Annotated in this window: 18 protein-coding genes; 13 read left to right on the top strand and 5 right to left on the bottom strand. The window is 65.9% G+C overall.

Going from position 1 to position 18,392, the window contains the following annotated elements; genetic code table 11:
• Position 1 precedes the first annotated feature (1 nt).
• Entirely contained in the window at positions 2-1,150 is a 1,149-nt protein-coding gene (locus AB3X86_RS12980; protein WP_368596286.1) for a DUF1501 domain-containing protein, read from the top strand.
• Positions 1,151-1,267: 117 nt separating this feature from the next.
• Here AB3X86_RS12980 and AB3X86_RS12975 read toward each other — a convergent pair whose 3' ends face one another.
• Both AB3X86_RS12975 and AB3X86_RS12970 read right to left on the bottom strand, forming a co-directional pair.
• Positions 1,268-1,813, bottom strand: coding sequence for a flavin reductase (locus tag AB3X86_RS12975; RefSeq protein ID WP_368596285.1), 546 nt, complete (start codon positions 1,811-1,813; stop codon positions 1,268-1,270).
• 48 nt (positions 1,814-1,861) lie between these two features.
• On the bottom strand, positions 1,862-3,256 hold the full coding sequence (locus tag AB3X86_RS12970; RefSeq protein ID WP_368596284.1) for an LLM class flavin-dependent oxidoreductase: 1,395 nt from the start codon (positions 3,254-3,256) through the stop codon (positions 1,862-1,864).
• 184 nt (positions 3,257-3,440) lie between these two features.
• Here AB3X86_RS12970 and AB3X86_RS12965 point away from each other — a divergent pair, with 184 nt between their 5' ends.
• Positions 3,441-4,010: an XRE family transcriptional regulator gene (locus AB3X86_RS12965; protein WP_176381399.1), complete on the top strand. Its 570-nt coding sequence runs from the start codon at positions 3,441-3,443 to the stop codon at positions 4,008-4,010.
• A gap of 123 nt (positions 4,011-4,133) precedes the next feature.
• Here the strand turns inward: AB3X86_RS12965 and AB3X86_RS12960 are convergent, their stop codons facing one another.
• Positions 4,134-4,505 (bottom strand): BON domain-containing protein, encoded by a 372-nt coding sequence (locus AB3X86_RS12960; protein WP_176105882.1) that lies wholly within the window; start codon positions 4,503-4,505, stop codon positions 4,134-4,136.
• Between the two features lie 408 nt (positions 4,506-4,913).
• Here AB3X86_RS12960 and AB3X86_RS12955 point away from each other — a divergent pair, with 408 nt between their 5' ends.
• Together AB3X86_RS12955 and AB3X86_RS12950 are read left to right on the top strand one after the other, a co-directional pair.
• On the top strand, positions 4,914-5,225 hold the full coding sequence (locus AB3X86_RS12955) for a DUF4148 domain-containing protein (protein ID WP_176105883.1): 312 nt from the start codon (positions 4,914-4,916) through the stop codon (positions 5,223-5,225).
• A gap of 101 nt (positions 5,226-5,326) precedes the next feature.
• On the top strand, positions 5,327-6,454 hold the full coding sequence (locus tag AB3X86_RS12950) for a VIT1/CCC1 transporter family protein (RefSeq protein ID WP_368596283.1): 1,128 nt from the start codon (positions 5,327-5,329) through the stop codon (positions 6,452-6,454).
• Between the two features lie 5 nt (positions 6,455-6,459).
• Here AB3X86_RS12950 and AB3X86_RS12945 read toward each other — a convergent pair whose 3' ends face one another.
• Positions 6,460-6,615: a hypothetical protein gene (locus AB3X86_RS12945; protein ID WP_368596282.1), complete on the bottom strand. Its 156-nt coding sequence runs from the start codon at positions 6,613-6,615 to the stop codon at positions 6,460-6,462.
• Between the two features lie 100 nt (positions 6,616-6,715).
• Between AB3X86_RS12945 and AB3X86_RS12940 the strand changes: the two genes are divergently transcribed.
• Genes AB3X86_RS12940 through AB3X86_RS12930 form a run of 3 tightly spaced genes read left to right on the top strand, consistent with a single transcriptional unit; the run spans position 6,716 to position 9,802 of the window.
• The gene (locus AB3X86_RS12940; protein WP_368596281.1) at positions 6,716-7,891 is read left to right on the top strand and encodes a glycine betaine/L-proline ABC transporter ATP-binding protein; all 1,176 of its coding nucleotides are present in this window, start codon (positions 6,716-6,718) and stop codon (positions 7,889-7,891) included.
• Positions 7,884-8,786 carry a choline ABC transporter permease subunit gene (choW, locus tag AB3X86_RS12935; protein WP_018437997.1) on the top strand — a complete coding sequence of 301 codons (903 nt, stop codon included), beginning with the start codon at positions 7,884-7,886 and terminating at the stop codon, positions 8,784-8,786. The genes AB3X86_RS12940 and choW overlap by 8 nt, the downstream gene beginning before the upstream one ends.
• Before the next feature lie 20 nt (positions 8,787-8,806).
• Entirely contained in the window at positions 8,807-9,802 is a 996-nt protein-coding gene (locus AB3X86_RS12930; protein ID WP_368596280.1) for a GlxA family transcriptional regulator, read from the top strand.
• 16 nt (positions 9,803-9,818) lie between these two features.
• On the opposite strand, the gene AB3X86_RS12925 is transcribed toward AB3X86_RS12930, so the two are convergent.
• Positions 9,819-10,901 (bottom strand): GlxA family transcriptional regulator, encoded by a 1,083-nt coding sequence (locus AB3X86_RS12925; protein ID WP_176105889.1) that lies wholly within the window; start codon positions 10,899-10,901, stop codon positions 9,819-9,821.
• A 326-nt stretch (positions 10,902-11,227) separates the two neighbouring features.
• Between AB3X86_RS12925 and AB3X86_RS12920 the strand changes: the two genes are divergently transcribed.
• The 6 genes from AB3X86_RS12920 to AB3X86_RS12895 all read left to right on the top strand — a co-directional run bounded on the left by AB3X86_RS12920 (position 11,228) and on the right by AB3X86_RS12895 (position 18,266).
• On the top strand, positions 11,228-12,622 hold the full coding sequence (locus AB3X86_RS12920) for an L-serine ammonia-lyase (RefSeq protein WP_368596279.1): 1,395 nt from the start codon (positions 11,228-11,230) through the stop codon (positions 12,620-12,622).
• 45 nt (positions 12,623-12,667) lie between these two features.
• Complete coding sequence (locus tag AB3X86_RS12915) at positions 12,668-13,912, top strand: sarcosine oxidase subunit beta family protein (RefSeq protein ID WP_013091654.1); 1,245 nt, start codon at positions 12,668-12,670, stop codon at positions 13,910-13,912.
• A gap of 17 nt (positions 13,913-13,929) precedes the next feature.
• The gene (locus AB3X86_RS12910) at positions 13,930-14,265 is read left to right on the top strand and encodes a sarcosine oxidase subunit delta (RefSeq protein WP_013091655.1); all 336 of its coding nucleotides are present in this window, start codon (positions 13,930-13,932) and stop codon (positions 14,263-14,265) included.
• Positions 14,262-17,264: a sarcosine oxidase subunit alpha family protein gene (locus tag AB3X86_RS12905; RefSeq protein WP_368596278.1), complete on the top strand. Its 3,003-nt coding sequence runs from the start codon at positions 14,262-14,264 to the stop codon at positions 17,262-17,264. The genes AB3X86_RS12910 and AB3X86_RS12905 overlap by 4 nt, the downstream gene beginning before the upstream one ends.
• A complete protein-coding gene (locus tag AB3X86_RS12900) occupies positions 17,254-17,910 on the top strand; it encodes a sarcosine oxidase subunit gamma (protein WP_368596277.1) in 657 nt (218 codons plus the stop codon). Before AB3X86_RS12905 ends, AB3X86_RS12900 begins: the two co-directional genes overlap by 11 nt.
• A gap of 92 nt (positions 17,911-18,002) precedes the next feature.
• Complete coding sequence (locus tag AB3X86_RS12895) at positions 18,003-18,266, top strand: hypothetical protein (RefSeq protein WP_018438003.1); 264 nt, start codon at positions 18,003-18,005, stop codon at positions 18,264-18,266.
• Positions 18,267-18,392: the final 126 nt, after the last annotated feature.

Genomic DNA, 18,392 nt, shown 5'->3' with positions numbered 1-18,392 from the left:
CATGCTGTCACGCCGCCAGTTTCTGAGCGTCGCCGCGGCCGGTGCCGGCGCACTGCTCGTGTCGTCGCGAATTGCGTTCGCGCATGTCGCGACCGACCGCCGCTTCGTGTTCGTGATCCAGCGCGGCGCGGCCGATGGCCTGAACATCGTCGTGCCTTACGCGGACCCCGCGTATGCGAGTTTGCGCGGACCACTCGCGATCGATGCGTCGAACGCGCCGCATCTGGACGGCACGTTCGCGCTCCATCCGGCGCTCGCGCAAATGGCGAAGCTGTACGCGCAACGCGAGGCGCTATTCGTGCACGCGGTCGCTTCGCCGTACCGCGACCGCTCGCATTTCGACGGACAGAACGTGCTGGAAACGGGTGGCACATCGCCGTATCGGACGAAGGATGGTTGGCTCAACCGGCTCGCCGCGCAATTGCCCGCGACCCGCGAAAACGCGATCGCGTTCGCGCCGACCGTGCCGATGGCGCTGCGCGGTCCCGTTTCCGTGACGTCGTATGCGCCGTCGGGGTTGCCGCAGGCGTCCGACGATCTGCTAGCGCGCGTGTCGCAACTGTACGAGCAGGACGCGCAGTTGCGTCCGCTGTGGGGATCGGCGATGGCGGCGCGCAGCGTCGCCGGCGATGCCGGCGCACGTCAGGACCCGGCGAGCCTCGGCAAGCTCGCGGCGAGTTTCCTGGCGCGCGACGACGGTCCGCGCATCGCGATGATCGAGACCGGCGGGTGGGACACGCACAGCGCGCAGAACGCGAGGCTCGCGAATCAGCTGAAGGCGCTCGACACGATGCTCGCGGCGTTGCGCGACGGCATGGGACCATCGTGGAGCAAGACCACGGTGCTGGTCGCGACGGAGTTCGGCCGCACCGCGGCCGCGAACGGCACGGGCGGCACCGATCACGGCACCGGCTCGGTCGCGATGGTGCTGGGCGGCTCGGTGCAGGGCGGTCGCGTGATAGCGGATTGGCCGGGGCTCGCGCCGCATCAGCTGTATCAGTCGCGCGACCTGAAGCCGACCACCTCGCTCGATGCGTTGATCGCAGGCGCCGCGAGTGAAAGTCTCGGGCTCGACCCGGAACGGACGGCAGCAGCGCTGTTTGGGCGGACCGTGGCGGGCGGACCGATGACGGGCGTCGTACGGGCGTGACGCGTCGATGGTCGGCGCGGCGAACGAAAGTATTGCGCTCGATCCGGTCCGCGCCGCAGCCGCGCTATTCGGCCGGACGATAGCGGCGGTCCGCCGATCTCAACGAGCCGTGCGAACTCAACGCGCGCAGGCGGACGCTTCGCATTGATTCGCCGCGGCCTGATGCGTCGCGTGCACCGAGCGCTCGCCGACGCGATGGTAGCGGCGTCCGTAGTAGATCAGCGCATCGCCCGCGCCCCGCGTGCGCGTGGCCTTCACCGCGCAGAAGAACACCGTGTGCGTGCCGACTTCGATCACCGACTCGATCTCGCAATCGAGCGACGCGAGCGCGTCCTGCAACACCGGCGCGCCGGTCTCGAGCTTGCCCCATTGCGCGGCCGCGAAGCGCTCTTCGATCGCGAGCGCGCTGGTGGCGAAGTGCGCGGCAAGCGCCTGCTGCTCGGCGCTCAGCACGTTCACGCAGAGCTTGCCGTTGCTGCGAAAGGCAGCGTTATTGCGGCTGCCGCGATTGATGCAGACGAGCAGCGTCGGCGGCTCGTCGGTGACGCCGCAGACGGCCGACGCGGTGCAGCCCGCAAGGCCGGCTTCGCCGTCGCTGGTGATGATGTTGACGGCCGCGCCAAGACCGGCCATCGCGTCGCGGAACGTGCTCTTGTCAAGCATGAAGGCCTCTGCTGGAACTCGGGGTTCGCTAAGAAAACGGTGATCGCGTCAGCCGCGAGCCTCGTCGGCCGGTGCTGCCGCGCAAGCCGGCGATCGGAAGCGTGCCGCGGTGTGAGTCTCGGGCAGCCGCGCATGGCCGAACAGTTTTTCGCGCAGCGTGCCGTCGCGGTACGCGCGCTTGTACGCGCCACGTTCCTGCAGCAGCGGCACGACCAGTTCGATGAAATCGTCGAAGCACTCGGGCACGACGGTGCGCGACAGATTGAAGCCGTCGACGCCGGTTTCCTCGGTCCATGCGATCAGCTCGCTGGCGATTTTCTCGGCCGAGCCGACGAGCGGCTGCTGGCGGCCGCCGAGCACCATCTGTTCGAGCAGCTTGCGCCTCGTCCATTGCGGACCGGCCGCGCGCGTCATCGCTTCGACGTTCGACACGATCGCCTGGCTCTTGCCGGTTTCGATCGGCTCGTCGAGGTCGTAACGCGCGAAGTCGATCCCAAGCGATGCGGCCGCGTGCACCAGCGCCGCCTCCGAGCTCACATAGCGGCGGTACTCGTCGAATTTCTCCTGCGCTTCCTGATCGGTGCGGCCCGTGATGACGGTCTGGCCGAGCAGCACCTTGATGTCGTCGGCGCGGCGGCCGCCGGCGACCGCGTGCGCGCGAATGTCGTCGACGATCGACTTGACCGCCGGCTTCGCCTGGCCGTTGACGAACACGCACTCCGCGTGTGCCGCCGCGAACCGTTTGCCGCGCGCGGACGAGCCGGCTTGATACAGCACGGGGGTGCGCTGCGGCGACGGCTCGGCGAGATGCATCGCATCGACGCGGTATTGCTTGCCGTGGTGGTGAATCACGTGGACCTTCGACGGGTCCGCGTAGACGCCGTGCGCCTTGTCGCGCAGCATCGCGTCGTCCTCCCAGCTGCATTCCCACAGCTTGTAGACGAGCTCCATGTACTCGTCGGCGAGATCGTAGCGGTCGTCGTGCGCCATCTGACCGGTCAAGCCGATCGCGCGCGACGCGCTGTCCAGATAGCCGGTCACGATGTTCCAGCCGACCCGGCCGCGCGTCAGATGATCGAGCGTGGACATGCGGCGCGCGAACAGAAACGGCTGCTCGACCGACAGATTCGACGTGACGCCGAACGACAGATGCCGCGTGACCGCGGCCATCGCTGGAATCAGCAGCATCGGATCGTTGACCGGCACCTGCACGGCACCGCGGATCGCGGCATCGGGGTTGCCGCCGTAGACATCGTAGACGCCGACCACGTCCGCGAAAAAGATGCCGTCGAATAGGCCCGCTTCGAGCTTCTGCGCATAGTCGGTCCAGTACTGCAGGTCCGTGTAGCGCGTGGACTGATCGCGCGGATGGGTCCACAGCCCTTGCTGGATGTGACCTACGCAGTTCATGTCGAACGCGTTGAGTACGATCTGCTTCGGCATGGTGTGTTCGGGCTGGTGAGCGGTTCGGACGATGGAGTTTCGTTTAATATAGTGGACGAAAAATCACTATGCAAGACATTATTCGGCGGCTCGGGAGGGGTGCGCGTTGAACGGCGTTTGCGCGCCCGCCGCGGCATCGCATCGATATAATTTCGCGGTACTCACCTCCGCACCGACGCCTCCCATGTCCGAAACTTCCGCAATCGATCTGACCCAGGCGATCTCCGCGCGCGTAAAGACCGAGCGCGAGGCGCGCAACTGGTCGCTCGCGGAACTGGCCGAGCGCTCGGGTGTGTCGAAGGCGATGATCAGCAAGATCGAGCGTGGCGAGGCGAGTCCGACCGCGACGGTGCTCGGGCGGCTGTCGGGCGCGTTCGGGCTCACGCTGTCGACGTTGCTCGCGCTCGCCGAGCAGACCGGCGAGCGGCTCGTGCGTCATGCGGACCAGTCGCTGTGGGAAGACCCCGAAACCGGCTATACGCGGCGGCGTATTTCACCGCCGACCGGCGGCGTGCTGGAGCTGCTGGAAATCGAATTGCCGATCGGGGTGAGGGTGCCTTATCCGTCGGATGCGTTCGCGTTCCAGCATCAGCAGATCTGGGTCACGCAAGGGGTGCTGACGTTTCGCGAGGGCTCGCTGACGTACCGGCTCGAAGCGGGGGACTGCCTGCAACTCGGTGCGCCGGTCGACTGCGAGTTCTTCAATGCTGGCACTCAGGTGTGCAGATATGTGGTGGGCTTGGTGCGGCGCTGAGCTGTGCCGGATGGTGCCCAGCAGCTCAGATGGCAGGACGACGACCGGGGATTAGCGGGAGACACCGCATGCATCGCAGTTTCGCGGCGCTCCCGTTCGCGAGTCGAATGCCGACGCTCAGCTTCAACCACCTCCGCGGGACGGGAAATTCAGCGTGAGCTTGTTGGTCACCGAGGTCACGCCTGGCACGCCTTTCGCAACGTCGGCAGCCTGCTGGATCATGCCGCTCTCAGGCACCGAGCCGGTCAACGTCACCGCGCCGCCGCGCGCCCGCACGAACACGTTGGACACGTTGAAGCCCTGCGCTCTCGAGAGCGCGCGCCGCACGTCGCGGCCGAGCTTGCGATCCGCCGCACGCGTCGATTGGGTGGTCGTGGCCGGCGCGGCTGCCGTGGCGGCAGGCGCCTGCGCGTCGCTTGCCTGCGCGTAGGCGCTGGATGCCGTTGCCACGCACAATGCAATTCCGAGCACCTTCAAAAGATTGAGTGTTTTCACGGTTTCACCATCCTCGATAAGTTGATGTCGCTTCGTTGCATGTTAGAAACGTCGCGCTTTTGTCGAGCTGGTCCGGACTCTAGGAAGTGCCTGTCTTGTAGAGGAGTGGTGGTTTCGGCGCTTCCGGCGCGGTTAAACGATACTCCTGGCGGGGCGGTCTTGCCAAAAGACCGCATCACGAATGGATGTCTGATCGCCCAATCCCGGAGATCACTGTGATGGATCGGGTAGCAGAGCGGTTCGTGACGAAGCGATGAACGCGCTCGCCGACCGTTACGACGCGCATCCGGCCATTTGCCTGTAAGCTTGCCTGACGGGTTCGCGTCCAGGCTGCGCGACCCGCCGTGGTGCTTCACGATTCGCAGACGGACTCGTACGTTATTACCAATCAACCAAGGGATCTCAGTTATGAAGAGCTTCGCCATCAAACGAATCATGCTTGGGGTTTCGGCCGTCGCACTGATGGCCGGCACCATTCCGCTCGCGCTCGCTCAGGGCTCGACGGATGCCGCGGCCCAGGAAGGCGCGACGACAACCACCCCGAAGCCAACGAAGGCCGAGCGCAAGGCCGCGCGCAAACAGGCTCGCGCGAAAAAGAACGCCGAGCTGAAGAAACTCGAAGACGCGGGCTACCAGCCGGCGCAGAACGATCCCAACTATCCGGACAAGCTGCAGGCGGCGCAGAAAAAGGCCGGCGTCGGTGCGCCGGCCAGCCAGTAACGGACAAGCCCACGCCCGGCGCGGTATTCAGCGCCGACGAAACGCCGGGCGGCCTCGGTTAGGCTTTGCCGTCAGCAACGCGATCCGCGGGGAACGTGATCATGGCAACGAAGCATGAAGTGAAACGCTACAAGGCGAACCTCTCCGACGAACTGCACAGCGCCGCCCTGTATGAGACGCTCGCGCGCGTCGAGAAAGACGAGACCCGCAAGCAGGTCTATCAGGATCTCGCGCAATCCGAACACAGTCACGCGCAAGTGTGGGCCGACAAGCTCCGAGCCAACGGCATCGAACCGAAAGCCCGCGGTCATGCGATCAAGACGCGTCTGATGAAGGCGCTCGTGCGCGTGTGCGGCGCGGACTTCGTGCTGCCTACTCTTGCCGCCGCCGAATACGCGGACCGCAACAAATATCGAGGCCAACGCGACGCAGGCCACATGTCGGCCGATGAGCATCATCACGCGGCGGTCGTGCAGACGCTCGCCAGCTCCAGCAACACCGACCTGTCGCCCGGCGCGCGCATCGCCGCGGCCGAGTCGTGGCACAAGGGTGCCGCGTCGGGCAACGATCTGCGCGCGGCCGTGCTCGGCGCGAACGATGGCCTCGTGTCGAACTTCTGCCTGATCATGGGCGTCGCCGGCGCGGGCACCGGCAACCAGGCGATCCTGTTGACCGGCCTCGCCGGGCTGATCGCCGGTGCCTGTTCGATGGCGCTCGGCGAATGGCTGTCGGTCACCAATGCGCGCGAACTCGCGAGCACGCAGATCGCCAAGGAAGCCGAGGAGATCGAAGAGCAGCCCGAAGCGGAGGAGCACGAGCTCGCGCTGATCTACCGCGCGAAAGGGCTCGACGCGAACGAGGCGAAACGCGTGGCCGCGCAGATGATGCGCGACAAGGACAAGGCGCTCGACACCCTCACGCGCGAAGAACTCGGGCTCGATCCGGCGGAGCTGGGCGGCAATCCGTGGTCGGCGGCGGGCGTGTCGTTCTGTCTGTTCTCGCTGGGCGCGATTTTTCCGGTGATGCCTTTTCTGTGGTCGCACGGCGTCAGCGCGATCGTGCAGTGCGTCGTGCTGAGCATGCTGGCGCTCGCGTCGATCGGCGTGTTCACGTCGCTCTTCAACGGCCGCAGCGCGGGATTTTCGGCGTTGCGCCAGATCATCATCGGGCTGGTCGCGGCGGGATTTACGTTCGGCGTCGGACGTTTGCTGGGCGTGTCGATCTCCTGAGCGGTTCACCCCGCGGGCACCGTGTGGCGCTCGCTGCCGTCCGGGAGCACCGCTTGCTCTGTCGCGACATCCTCCGCGCGCGGGCCGACCCGCGCCAATCCCTTCTGCCACAAGGCTTTCGTCGCCGCGTCGAGCGCTTGCGGCGCGGCCGTGTGTCGCATTTCCTCATGTGCTTGTCGGAAATAGTCGGCTAGCCGCACTTTTTTCTAGCAACTATGTAGGCACAGCGCGGGCGACGTCCGCAAGCGAGGAGAGCATTCGATGAATTCCCCCAAGGTCGTGGTCGAAGGGCTGTGCAAGGTGTTCGGCACCAACCCGAAACAGGCGCTCGCAATGCTGGCCAGCGGTGCCACCAAACAGGAGGTGTTTGCCCGCACCGGTCAGATCGTCGGCGTGCACAACGCGTCGTTCGAGGTTCGCGAGGGCGAAATCTTCGTGCTGATGGGCCTGTCAGGCTCCGGCAAGTCGACGCTGATTCGCCTGATCAATCGGCTCGTCGAGCCCAGCGCCGGCAAGGTGCTGATCGACGGCCGCGATGTCGCAAGCGTGCCGCGCGCCGAGCTGACGGCGCTGCGCCGCAAGGACATGAGCATGGTGTTCCAGTCCTTCGCGCTGATGCCCCAGCGCACCGTGCTGGCCAACGCGGCGTTCGGCCTCGAGGTCGCGGGCGTCGGCCGCAAGCAGCGCGAGGCGCGGGCGCTGACGGTGCTCGAACAGGTCGGCCTCGCGCCGTTCGCGCAGAAGCTGCCCGCCGAGCTGTCGGGCGGCATGCAGCAGCGCGTCGGGCTCGCGCGGGCGCTCACGGTCAACCCGTCGCTGATGATCATGGACGAGGCGTTCTCCGCGCTCGATCCGCTCAAGCGCAAGGAAATGCAGAACGTGCTGCTCGATCTGCAGCGCGAGCAGCAGCGCACGATCCTGTTCGTATCGCACGATCTGGAGGAGGCGATGCGCATCGGCACGCGCATCGCGATCATGGAAGGCGGGCGCGTCGTGCAGATCGGCACGCCGCAGGAAATCATCAAGAATCCGGCCGACGACTACGTGCGCGCATTCTTCGAAGGCATCGACACGAGCCGCTATCTGACGGCCGGCGATCTGATGCAAACCGACGACGTGCCGCTGATGCACGCGCCGCAGATCGACGCGTCGAGCGTCGCCGCGACGCTGAACGGCAGCGCCGACTACGCGTTCGTGCTCGACAGCGAGCGCAGGATACGCGGCTTCGTGTGCCGCGATGCGACGGGCAGCGTGTCGCCGCAGCTCAACCAGATCGAATGCATCCATCGCAGCACGCCGCTCAACGACGTGGTCGAGCGCGTGGTGGCGAGCCGCGCGCCGCTGCCGGTCGTCGAAGCGGACGGCTCCTACTGCGGCTCGGTCAACAAGACGAACGTGCTGAGCGTTCTCACGCATCATCGAGGTTCCCATGTCTGAAATCATTCCGCTTGGCGCCTGGGTCGATCACGGCGTTCACTACCTGCTCGATCATGATGCGAAGACCTTCGACACGATCGGCAAGGTCATCGAGAGTTTCGCCGCGGCCGTCGAGCACAGCTTGCAGGCCGTGCCGATGTGGGCGCTGATGGCGTTCTTCGTCGGCATCGGCCTGTGGCGCGTCGGCTGGCGCTTCGCGTTGTTCACGCTGGCCGCGCTGCTGTTGATCTACGGCACCGGCTTCTGGGATCAGATGGTGATCACGCTCGGCCTCACGCTGTCGTCGACGGTGATCAGTCTCGTGCTCGGCGTACCGCTCGGCATCTGGATGGCGAAGAGCCGCACTGTCGAAATGATCGTGCGCCCCGTCCTCGATCTGATGCAGACGATGCCCGCGTTCGTCTACCTGATTCCGGCTGCGATGCTGTTCGGCCTCGGCCGCGTGCCCGGCATCCTGTCGACGGTGATCTTCGCGATGCCGCCCGCGGTGCGTCTGACCGCGCTCGGCATCAAGCACGTCAATCATGAAATCGTCGAAGCGGGGCAGGCGTTCGGCTGCACGCCGTGGCAGCTGCTGTACAAGGTGCAGTTTCCGAACGCGCTGCCGTCGATCATGACCGGCGTGAACCAGACCATCATGATGGCGCTGTCGATGGTGATCATCGCGTCGATGGTCGGCGCGGGCGGTCTCGGCAACGACGTGCTCGCGAGCATCCAGCGGCTCGATATCGGGCTCGGCTTCGAAAGCGGCATGTCGGTCGTGATGCTGGCGATCATTCTGGACCGCATCACCGAGAGCTTCGGCCGGGCGCCGGGCAAGGCACGCGCACCGCTGTTCGCCGGATTGCGCCAGGCGATGAAAGTGCGCCGCGAGCCGGCGGCGCAACACGGCTGATGGCCTGATCCGATACGTCCATGAAGCGCGACGCAATCGCCACCGCCGAACAAGCCGATGCGCGGCTGTCAGCCGTCGCGCACGTCGGCTTCCTGACGCTGCCGAACTTCTCGATGATCGCGTTCACCAGCGCGGTCGAGGTGCTGCGCATGGCGAACTACGTGGGCCGGGCGCAGCACTACCGGTGGTCGGTAGTCACACCGGATGGCGAGCCGGCGCGCGCGAGCAACGGCATCACGGTGAAGCCGACCACGACGCTCGCCGAAGCCGGCATGCCGGACCTGCTGTTCGTATGCGCGGGCTGGCACGTGCGCGAGTATGTGAACGACGCGGTGATCACGCAACTGCGCGAGGCGGCCGCGCACCGCGTGCCGCTCGGCGGAATCTGCACGGGCCCGTATGCGTTGCTCGCGGCGGGGCTGCTCGACGGCTACCGGGCAACCGTGCATTGGGAGGACATGTCGCCGTTGCACCAGCGCTATCCGCACGTGCATTTCGACGACGAGCTGTTCGTGATCGACCGCGACCGGCTCACCTGCACCGGCGGCACCGCGCCGCTCGATCTGATGCTGCATCTGGTGGGCATGCGGCTCGGGCCCGCAGTGGCCGCGCAGGTGTCCGAGCAGTTCATCGTCGAGCGGATTCGCGGTTCGACCGATTGCCAGCACATTCCGGTCGATGCGCGGGTCGGCCTGTCGCGCGCCGAACTGATCGAAGTGGTGCGGCTGATGGAAGCGAACATCGAGGAGCCGCTATCGCTCGATGAACTCGCGCGGCTCGTGAACCTGTCGCAGCGCCATTTGCAGCGGATGTTCAAGCTGTTCCTGAACGTGTCGCCGACGCATTACTACCTGAGCCTGCGGCTGCGCCGCGCGCGCGATCTGCTGCGCAATACCGATGCATCGATCGCGCGCGTGACCGCGGTGTGCGGTTTTCATTCGCCGTGTCATTTCAGCAAGGCGTATCGCGCGCAGTTCGGGCATGCGCCGAGCGTCGAGCGGCGCATGCCGGAGTAGCGCACGCCGCGTCAATTCAGATTGCCTGCGCGCGGCCCGGAAACGTTTCGTCGTAGCACGAGCCGTCGTCGACTTGTTCCGCCGTGCCGCGCTGCTCGCGATACATCATCGGCGGCACGCCGAACTGTTTGCGAAATTCCCGCCCAAGGTGCGACGCGTCCGAGAAGCCGCAGCTCGACGCGATATCGGCGACGGTCTTGTCCGAACTCGTCAGCAGCCACGCGGCGGTGCGCAGCCGCACCTGCTTCGCGTAGGCCTGCGGCGCCTTGCCGGTCTGCGCCTTGAACAGCCGTTCCAATTGACGCGGCGACAGATCGAGCTTGCCCGCCAGTTCGTCGAGCGACAGCGCGCGGCCCACGTGCTGCTCCATCAGCAGGATCGCGCGCTTGACCTTCGGATGCGAGGCCGGCGCAAGTCCGGGCGGATGCGGCTGCGGCGCATTGCCTTTCTGCAGGTCGTCGACGAGCAGGATGCGCAGCGCCTTCTGCACCGTCGCGGTTTCGAAGTGCCGCAGCAGGATCGCGGCGGCGACGTCGATCGACGCGCGCCCGCCCGAACACGTGATGCGCCGCCGGTCGATCACGAACAGCCGGTCGGCGACCAGCATCTGTTCGTCGACCGACGGAAAGCGCTCGATGAAATCCCAGTAGTGAAACCAGCTCACGCAGATCCGGTGGCCGTCGAGCACGCCCGCTCGCATCAGCGAGAACACGCCGGTGCACATGCCGACCAGCGTCGCGTCGCGCGCGGCGGCGCGGCGGATGAACGCGAGCGTCGCCTCGCTCGCGGCGGGCCCCGAGTGCAGCAGTCCGCCGACCACCACCACATAGTCGAACTTTTCGGCGGTCTCGAAGGTTTCCCACGGCGTGATCTGGATGCCGCAACTCGCGCGCACCGGAGCGAGGGTTTCCCCGATCACGCTCCACGAGCAGCGCACCGGCTTGCTGAAGTCCCCTTCGTCGGCGGACAGGCGCAGCAGGTCGACGAAACCCGAGAACGCGGTCAGCGTGAAGTTCGGCAGCAGGATGATGCCGAAGCGGATGCGCTGCTTCGCGGCGGTGTCGAGTGAGGAAGGGGCAAGCGTTTCAGCGGAATTCATGCGCGCGGCGGGTCGGTGATCAGAGCTGCGAAAGAGGAACGAACGTTGACCGAAAAGGCTGTAGGCAAGCATAGCACCACGGACCTTCAGCATTGCCTGCCGGCGTCGGGTCGCCTTTCGCGAATGCGTCGCAAGTCATCGCAAATCCGCCGGGAGGCCCGCGTGGCGCGTCATTTGACGACGCCATCCCATTGCGATGCCGTTTTTATTCTATCGATCGGGCCTGCCGTGCGGTGCAATAGACGCACTTTCCATCCGGGCGCATCAGTCGAGTCGAAGCGCTTTCGGCCATCGCAACTCGCAAGACACAACGCACAAGGCAAGCCATGAACGTCAGCGTCTTCGATCTGTTCAAGATCGGCATCGGTCCATCGAGCTCACACACGGTCGGGCCGATGATCGCCGCATGCCGCTTCGCATCGCATGTCGAGGACGCGAATCTGCTCGGCTTCGTGCGGCGCGTCAGAGCCGAGCTGTTCGGCTCGCTCGGCGCGACCGGCAAGGGCCACGGCACCGATAAGGCCGTGCTGCTCGGCCTCGAAGGCAATCTGCCCGACCAGATCGACCCCGACCTGATCGAGCCGAGGCTGCGGACGATTCGCGAGACCAGGCAGCTCGTGCTGCTCGGCAAGCATCCAGTCGCGTTCGACGAGCGCGAGCATGTCGGCTTCTACCGCAAGCTGATGCCGGGCGCCCCGGGCTCGGGTGTCGTGCATCCGAACGGCATGCGCTTTCAGGCCTTCGACGAGAACGGCCAGTTGCTGGTCGAGAAAGAGTATTTCTCGATTGGCGGCGGCTTCGTCGTCAATCGCGACGGCGATCGCGTGAATGGACGTCGCGCGACCGCCGAGGTGCCGTATCCGTTTCGCACCGGCGACGATCTGATGCGCGTGTGCCGCGAAAGCGGCCTGTCGATCGCCGAGGTGACGCTGCGCAACGAATGCGCGAGCCGGCCCGAACACGAAGTGCGCGAGGGCCTGCTGGCAATCTGGCGCACGATGGCCGCGTGCGTCGAACGCGGCTGCAAGGTGCGCGGCGAACTGCCCGGCCCGATGCACGTGAAGCGCCGCGCGGCTGAACTGTGCGAGCGCTTGCGCGCACGCTCGGAGGAATCGCTGCGCGACCCGCTGTCGATGCTCGACTGGGTCAACCTGTACGCGATGGCCGTCAACGAGGAAAACGCCGCGGGCGGCCGGGTCGTCACCGCGCCGACCAACGGCGCGGCCGGCGTGATCCCGGCGGTGCTGCACTACTACGTGAAGTTCATGCACGCGGCGAACGACGCGGGCATCGTCGACTTCCTGCTGAGCGCCGCGGCGATCGGCATCATCTACAAGGAAACCGCGTCGATCTCCGGCGCCGAAGTGGGCTGCCAGGGCGAAGTGGGCGTCGCCTGCTCGATGGCCGCCGCGGCGCTCGCGGCAGTGATGGGCGGCACGCCCGCGCAGGTCGAGAACGCCGCCGAAATCGGCATGGAACACAACCTCGGCATGACGTGCGACCCAGTCGGCGGGCTCGTGCAGATTCCGTGCATCGAGCGCAACGCGATGGGCGCGATCAAGGCGATCAACGCGGCGCGCCTCGCGATGAAGGGCGACGGCAAGCACGTGGTGTCGCTCGACAGCGTGATCCGCACGATGCGCGAAACCGGCGCCGACATGAAGACGAAATACAAGGAGACGTCGCGCGGCGGGCTGGCCGTGAACGTCATCGAGTGTTGAACCGCTACCGCTACACCGTATCTGCAAAACCGCAAAGGACCCACGATGAGCCGCTATTCGATATTCAGCCTGCTGCGCAACGGGATGTCGTATCACGAGAACTGGGAGCGGCAATGGCGCAGCCCCGAGCCTAAACGTGAGTACGACGTCGTGATCGTCGGCGGTGGCGGGCATGGTCTCGCGACCGCGTACTACCTCGCGAAGGAACACGGCGTGCGCAACGTCGCGGTGCTCGAGAAGGGCTGGATCGGCGGCGGCAACACCGCGCGCAATACGACGATCGTGCGCTCGAACTATCTGTGGGACGAATCCGCCGGGCTCTACGAGAAGGCGATGAAGCTGTGGGAAGGGCTCTCGCAGGATCTGAACTACAACGTGATGTTCAGCCAGCGCGGCGTGATGAACCTCGCGCATACACTGCAGGACGTGCGCGACACCGAGCGGCGCGTCAACGCGAACCGGCTGAACGGCGTCGACGCCGAATTTCTCACGCCCGCGCAGATCAAGGAACTCGAACCGACCATCAATCTGAACAGCCGCTATCCGGTGCTCGGCGCATCGATCCAGCGGCGCGGCGGCGTGGCCCGGCACGATGCGGTGGCCTGGGGCTTCGCGCGCGGCGCGGATCAGGCCGGCGTCGATATCGTGCAGAACTGCCAGGTGGTCGGCATTCGCCGTAACGGCAGCCAGGTGACGGGCGTCGATACGACCAAGGGCTTCATCAAGGCGAAGAAAGTCGCGGTGGTCACGGCCGGCAACACGTCGACGCTCGCCGACATGGCCGGCGTGCGCTTGCCGCTCGAAAGCCATCCGTTGCAGGCGCTGGTGTCGGAGCCGATCAAGCCGGTGGTCAACACGGTCGTGATGTCGAACGCGGTCCACGCGTACATCAGCCAGTCCGACAAGGGCGATCTGGTGATCGGCGCGGGCGTCGATCAGTACACCGGGTTTGGGCAGCGCGGCAGCTTCCACATCATCGAGGGCACGCTCGAGGCGATCGTCGAAATGTTCCCGGTGTTTTCTCGCGTGCGGATGAACCGGCAGTGGGGCGGCATCGTCGATGTGTCGCCGGACGCGTGCCCGATCATCAGCAAGACCGATGTGAAGGGGCTGTACTTCAACTGCGGCTGGGGGACGGGCGGCTTCAAGGCGACGCCCGGTTCGGGATGGGTCTTTGCGCACACGATCGCGAAGGACGAACCGCATCCGTTGAACGCGCCGTTTTCGCTGGACCGGTTCTATACCGGTCATCTGATCGATGAGCACGGCGCTGCAGCCGTGGCCCACTAGTCGACGAGGAGACACAGATGTTGCTGATCGAATGCCCGTGGTGCGGTCCCCGCGCCGAAACCGAATTCTCCTGCGGCGGCGAGGCGGACATCGCCCGCCCGCTCGACACCGAATCGCTGACCGACAAGGAATGGGGCGATTACCTGTTCATGCGCAAGAACCCGCGCGGCGTGCATCGCGAGCAATGGTTCCACACCCAAGGCTGCCGCCGCTGGTTCAAGGCGCAGCGCGACACCGTCAGCTATGCGTTCCAGGGTTATCAGACGTTCGAGCGTCCGTTGCTGGCGTTAGACAGTAGCGATCCACAGGCAGCCAACGCACAGGCAAAGGCACAAGAGGGCAAAGCATCATGAGCCAGAAAGACCGACTCCCAACCGGCGGCCGCATCAACCGCGCGATCGCGCTGAGCTTCACGTTCAACGGCGTCGAATACCAGGGCTATCAGGGCGATACGCTCGCGTCCGCATTGCTCGCTAACGGCATGCACTTCGTCGCGCGCAGCTGGAAATATCATCGGCCGCGCGGCATCGTGACCGCGGGCGTCGAGGAGCCGAACGCGGTCGTGCAACTGGAGACCGGCGCCTACTCGGTGCCCAACGCGCGGGCCACCGAGGTCGAGCTGTACCAGGGGCTCGTCGCGAGCAGCGTGAACGCGAAGCCGAGCATCGAGAAGGACCGCATGGCGATCAATCAGAAGATCGCGCGCTTCATTCCGGCGGGCTTCTACTACAAGACCTTCATGTGGCCGCGCAAGCTCTGGCCGAAGTACGAGGAAGCGATTCGCGACGCGGCCGGTCTCGGCACCGCGCCGAAACAGCGCGACGCGGACCGCTACGACAAGTGCTTCGCGCATTGCGACGTGCTGGTGGTCGGCGGCGGCCCGACCGGGCTCGCGGCCGCGCACGCGGCGGCTTTGTCCGGCGCGCGCGTGACGCTCGTCGACGATCAGCCGGAACTCGGCGGCTCGCTGCTGTCGTGTGCCGCGGAGATCGACGGCAAGCCCGCGCTGCAGTGGGTGCAGAAAATCGAAGACGAGTTGCGGCAGTTGCCCGACGTGAAGATCCTGAGCCGCAGCACCGCGTTCGGCTATCAGGACCACAACCTCGTCACGGTCACGCAGCGCCTGACCGATCATGTGCCCGTCTCACAACGCAAGGGCACGCGCGAACTGCTGTGGAAGATTCGCGCGAAACGCGTGATTCTCGCGACCGGCGCGCATGAACGCCCGATCGTGTTCGGCAATAACGATCTGCCTGGCGTGATGCTCGCGTCGGCCGTATCGACTTATCTGCATCGCTATGCGGTGCTGCCGGGTCGAAACGCGGTCGTGTTCACCAACAACGACGACGGCTATCAATGCGCGCTCGACCTGAAAGCGGCCGGCGCGCAGGTGAGCGTCATCGATCCGCGCGCCGGTGAACCGAAGGGCACGCTGCCCGCGCTCGCGCGCCGCCACGGCATCAAGGTGCTGAACGGCACGGTCGTCACGGCGGCGCATGGCAAGCTGCGCGTCGCGTCGGTGTCGCTCGCGTCGTATGCGAAAGGGCAGATCACGGCGCAACAGGGCCAACTGCCGTGCGATCTGCTCGCGATGTCGGGCGGCTGGAGCCCGGTGCTGCATCTGTTCGCGCAGTCGGGCGGCAAGGCCCATTGGCATGACGACAAGGCCTGCTTCGTGCCGGGCAAGGCGGTCCAGCCGGAGACCAGCGTCGGCGCCTGCGCGGGCGACTTCACGCTCGGCCAGGGCATCCGTTTCGCGGTCGATGCCGGCGTCGAAGCGGCGCGCGCGGCCGGGCACATCGTCGCGCGGCCCAAGCCGGTGCAGGTCGCCGAACTGAGCGAAACGAAGCTGGAGCCGCTGTGGCTCGTCGGCGGACGGGAGCTGGCCACGCGCGGGCCCAAGCAGTTCGTCGATTTCCAGAACGACGTCGCGGCGGCCGATATCTTCCTTGCCGCGCGCGAAGGCTTCGAATCGGTCGAACACGTGAAGCGCTACACCGCGATGGGCTTCGGCACCGACCAGGGCAAGCTCGGCAACATCAACGGCATGGCGATTCTCGCGCAGGCGCTCGGCAAGACCATTCCCGAGACCGGCACCACGACGTTCCGGCCGAACTACACGCCGGTCACGTTCGGCACGTTTGCCGGCCGTGAACTGGGCGAATTGCTCGACCCGGTGCGCAAGACCGCGATTCATGAATGGCACGTCGAACATGGCGCGGCGTTCGAAGACGTCGGCAACTGGAAGCGGCCGTGGTTCTACCCGAAGAAGGGCGAGGACCTGCACGCGGCGGTTGCGCGGGAATCGCTCGCGGTGCGCACGAGCGTCGGCATTCTCGATGCGTCGACGCTCGGCAAGATCGACATTCAGGGCCCGGACTCCGCGAAGCTGCTGAACTGGGTGTACACGAACCCGTGGACCAAGCTCGAAGTCGGCAAATGCCGCTACGGCCTGATGCTCGACGAGAACGGCATGATCTTCGACGACGGCGTGACCGTGCGCCTCGCCGATCAGCACTACATGATGACGACCACCACCGGCGGCGCGGCGCGTGTGCTCACGTGGCTCGAACGCTGGCTGCAAACCGAATGGCCCGACCTGCGCGTGCGGCTCGCGTCGGTCACCGATCACTGGGCGACGTTCGCGGTGGTCGGACCGCAGAGCCGCAAGGTGCTGCAAAAGGTTTGCGACGACATCGACTTCGCGAACGCGGCCTTCCCGTTCATGACGTATCGTGAAGGCACCGTCGCGGGTGCGGCGGCGCGCGTGATGCGCATCAGCTTCTCGGGCGAACTCGCTTATGAAGTCAACGTGCCGGCCAACGTCGGACGCGCGGTATGGGAAGCGTTGATGGCCGCGGGCGAGGAGTTCAACATCACGCCGTACGGCACCGAGACGATGCACGTGCTGCGCGCGGAGAAGGGCTACATCATCGTCGGCCAGGATACCGACGGTTCGATGACGCCGCACGACCTCGGCATGGGCGGGCTCGTCGCGAAGTCGAAGGACTTTCTCGGCAAGCGCTCGCTCTCCCGCTCGGACACCGCGAAGGCGGGCCGCAAGCAACTGGTCGGGCTGCTATCGGAGGATGCGTCGTTCGTGATACCCGAGGGCTCGCAGATCGTCGCTGGTCCGTTCCAGGGCGATACCGCGCCGATGCTGGGGCATGTCACGTCGAGCTACTACAGCCCGATTCTGCAGCGCTCGATCGCGATGGCGGTCGTCAAGGGCGGCCTCGACAAGATCGGCACGACGGTCACGATTCCGCTCGCGAGCGGCAAACAGATCGCGGCGAAAATCGCGAGTCCGATGTTCTACGACAGCGAAGGAGCACGTCAACATGTGGAATGAAACAGGCGGAACGGTATCGATCGTGGACCGTACGGTCGGGCGGCAGACCGGCGCGTGGCAGGAGTCGCCGCTGGTCGGTGTGGATGGCCTGCTGAAACAGCATCAGGCCAACGCGACTGCCGCGTTCCGGCTCGGCGAGCGGCCGTTTCTCGAACTCGTCAACGTGCGCGGCGATCTGCGCGACGCGGCGTTCATCCGTGCGGTGGAACAGGTGATTGGCTGCAAGCCGCCGGAGAAGGCAAACACCGTCGCGCGCGGCAACGGCTACGACATGCTGTGGCTCGGCCCGGACGAATGGCTCGTGCGTTCGGAGACCGCGCATGATGCGACCCGCACGGCGCCGTTGCTGGCGTTGCTCGGAGCGGCGTTCGCGGGCGTGTTCGCCTCGGCGGTCGATGTCGGCAGCGGCTATACGGTGCTCGAAATCAAGGGCACCCGGACGCGCGACGTGCTCGCGCGCGGCTGCCCGCTCGATCTGCATCCGAAACTATTCGGCGTGGGGCAGTGCGCGCAGAGCCATTATTTCAAGGCGTCGATTACGTTGCTGCCCACGGGTGCCGACAGTTTCGACATCGTCGTGCGCCGCAGCTTCGCGGATTACTTCGTCAGGATCATGCTCGACGCCGCCGAGCCGTTGATGTCCTGAGCGGGACACGATGGGCTTTGCCAATCGATGGCGGCCGGTGTGTGCGCGCCCCGGCCGCCGTTTTTTCCGTCTCTTCTTCCCCGTCTTCCGCCATGACGTCGACCCGGGTCGCCACCGCGCGTCTCACCGCGCGCGCGTGCGATGAGCACGATGCCAGTGCCGCGCTCGCGCTGCTCGATCAAAGCATTGCGCTGCGCCACCGCCGCATCGCGCTGATCCGTTATCTGCTCGCACGGCAACTCGGTGCGCCGCTCGAAGCGCGGCATCACGCGTACGTCGAAAAAGTCGCGGCCCGTCTGAGCGCAGAGGCGCTTGCGCGGATCGCCAGCGCCGCGCATGCGCGGTTGCGCACGTAGCGCCGAAACCTGGCGGCATGGCGGACGCGTCACGACGCCTCTGTTCCATCCCGACGACGCATTTCTTCTATGTGGCCGATTTATGTCGGCATCTACTGAGGACACTGTTTGCCCCATTCACGCGGA

Origin of the sequence: Paraburkholderia sp. BR14374, assembly GCF_040948685.1 — a bacterium.
GTDB lineage: Bacteria > Pseudomonadota > Gammaproteobacteria > Burkholderiales > Burkholderiaceae > Paraburkholderia > Paraburkholderia youngii.
Note: the sequence above shows the minus strand (reverse complement) of the source record. Positions and strands in the feature narration are given on the sequence as shown.